At 44.9% G+C, this 2,737-nt stretch carries 2 protein-coding genes and 1 pseudogene; 2 read left to right on the top strand and 1 reads right to left on the bottom strand.

Annotated features, from left to right (window positions below; all coding sequences use genetic code 11):
- Positions 1 to 299, bottom strand: a pseudogene (locus GRP75_RS23735) (L-fucose/L-arabinose isomerase family protein); the annotation flags it as partial.
- A 311-nt stretch (positions 300 to 610) separates the two neighbouring features.
- Here GRP75_RS23735 and GRP75_RS23730 point away from each other — a divergent pair.
- Entirely contained in the window at positions 611 to 1,681 is a 1,071-nt protein-coding gene (locus tag GRP75_RS23730; RefSeq protein ID WP_023989374.1) for a LacI family DNA-binding transcriptional regulator, read from the top strand.
- 42 nt (positions 1,682 to 1,723) lie between these two features.
- On the top strand, positions 1,724 to 2,737 hold a 1,014-nt coding region (locus GRP75_RS23725), incomplete at its 3' end, for a BglG family transcription antiterminator (RefSeq protein ID WP_160790542.1).

Below are 2,737 nucleotides of genomic sequence, written 5' to 3'. Positions count from 1 at the left end.
AAGACAGGCTTGCCGAGCGCCTTGCCTACACGAGCTACAGTATCTTCTGTACCAAAGTTGCAATGTGGGAAAAAAACAGCGTCGACTTCTTCTTCTTTGAATCGCTTTGCAATTAAATCCGCGTTTATATGGTCGTCATACAGCAAGCCTTCCTCATTAAGGCCCTCCAGGTCTACAATGTCGATATCCATGCCAAAACTCTCAATTTTCTTGCGAATTTCCACTTTGTACTTAAAGGCATCGTCGGCGCTGAACGTAAATCGGCGCGTCGGAGCATAACCCAACTTTAATTTCTTCATGATCATGTCTCCTCTGTACTTGAATAAACAACATTTGCTGAACAAAATAGAATAAATAAACTAAACAAAATCAAATTAGTTTAGTTATAAAAACTAAATTCAATGACTATTTCTATGTCGAGGCCATAGTAACATCGAATTAAAACGGTGTCAATTAATTATTTAGTGATATTTAGTTATAAAAACTAAAAAAATAACTAAACAAATATAAATAAATTCAGCTAATTATTGCATCGCATCTCAAATCGGTGTAAACTTCATTTATTCACTTCACTGCTGTGTTCATCTTATTTAGAATGGAGAATTAGGGCATGAAAATGGAAGACATTGCCAAGCTGGCCAACGTATCCAAATCAGCTGTTTCACTGGCCTTCAGCGGCAAGCCGGGTATTGGCCCGGATACGCGTGAACGTATTCTCCAGGTAGCCCACGAGGCAGGATACAGTCCCAAAAGCAAGACGATAACGGCTTCAAGAAGTGATAAGTCCTTGCTTTTTCTCGTGTGTACAAATTCGGGCATTGTCCTTGAGGAATACTATCAACAGCCATTTTTTAAAGAATTAATCCAGTTTATTGAGGAACGTTGCCGACAAAAAGGGTATTCGTTGATCTTCTCGACGGTCGACGTAGAATTTTTCCAGAGGGATATCCAGATGGTTGCAGAGGAGAAACGCAGTGCAGGCACCATTGTTCTGGGAACCAATCTGACCCGTGAGCAGATCAGTGATATTCATGGCAAGCTGCCGAATCTGATTGTGCTGGATACCTGCTTTGATACGCTTCCCGTACAATTTATCCAGATTAATAATGTTATGGGTGCTTATCAGGCAGGAGCTTATTTATGCGACATGGGTCATACCTCAATCGGTTATATTGCTTCAAATGTACGAATTCATAATTTTGAGGAACGTAAACGCGGATTTTTGGCGGCACTCATGGAACGGGGGCTGAAGATTCCGGAGGCACAAATGCTGGCTGTAGCGCCAACCATTCTTACTTCGCAGGAGGATCTGAATCGGCAGTTAACCGTTTATCTGGAGAGCGGGAAAACTTTGCCGACGGCCTGGTTCTGCGAATGCGACTATATTGCTATCAGCGCTATGAAGACCATGAGCGAGCTTGGCATCCGGGTGCCGCAGGATACTTCAATTATCGGCTTTGACAACATTACGGAATCGGTCATTGTTACGCCGGAGCTAACGACCATTCATGTAGAAAAAGAAAGAATGGCCGTTCTGGCTGTCGATCTCCTGACCGATACTATTGAGCAGGGAACGCAGGTTACAGCAAAAATCACAGTGGATACGAAATTTGTAGAGCGCAATTCCTGTGCTGCTCCTGCCACTTTCGTACCTAAAGGCGAGCTAACCGAGCAGGCCTGAGTAGAGGATAGATTTTGACAAAAGAACGGGGGGTCACCTTGAATGAATACGCGAATGGTTTCGATTCTACAGCATTTGCTGGCTGCGGACACTCCTGTCAACAGCGAGCATCTGGCAAAGTTGATCCAGGTTACTTCACGTACCGTACGTAGCGATATCAGAGAACTGGATGAATTTCTGGCCAAGCATGGAGCATCGATTCAGCCTGTTCGTTCAAGGGGGTATGAACTGAAAATCACGGACGACCGCAGCTTTCGTACGCTCCTACAGCATTTGTTCCTGTATAACGAACCGGATGATCCCAATTCTCCTGAATACCGACAGCGTTATTTAATCTCGCGCCTCCTGCTTACAGAAAATTATTTGAAGCTCGAAGAGTTGGCGGATGAGTTATACATTAGCAAATCCACCGTACAAAATGATTTCAAAGAGGTTAAGCATATGCTACAGGCTTACGGAATCGGCATTGATAAGCGCCCGAATTACGGTGTCAAGCTGAGGGGCGACGAGGTTCGCTTACGTTTCTGCATGTCTGAATTCATCGTCAACCGTTCTGAAGAAGAAAGGACTGGGGGCGTGGAGGCCGCATCGAGAATGGTTACCCCTTGGGAAATGACACTCATTCGAGGTATTATTCTGGAGCAAATCCAGAACCACGGGGTCACTTTGTCGGATGTTGCCTTCAACAACCTGTCCATTCATATCGCTATAGCTTGCAAGCGTATTCGCGATGGGAACAGGGTCGCGATGCTTTCCGATGAAAGGGAAGATTTTCGGGCTACCGAGGAATTTCGAGCCGCTGAACATATTGTTAGCCACATTGAAAAGCAAATGGATTTGACCTTTCCGGAGGATGAGGTTGCTTATATCGCCATGCATCTGGCCGGGAACAAGTGGTTTGAGGGAGTTACGGAGCAACAGACAGAAGAGACAGGGCCTCAGAAGCTCTTGGATCGGGGAATTTATGAGCTTGGCAGAGAAATGCTGGCTGAAATTGACAGGGGCTTTAACCTGAATATCAGCCGGGATCAAGAACTGTTAATGGGCATATGTCTT

The sequence above is a fragment of the Paenibacillus sp. OT2-17 genome, from assembly GCF_009827695.1.
GTDB classification, from domain to species: Bacteria; Bacillota; Bacilli; order Paenibacillales; family Paenibacillaceae; genus Paenibacillus; species Paenibacillus polymyxa_B.
This window is presented reverse-complemented; position numbering and strand designations above follow the sequence as displayed.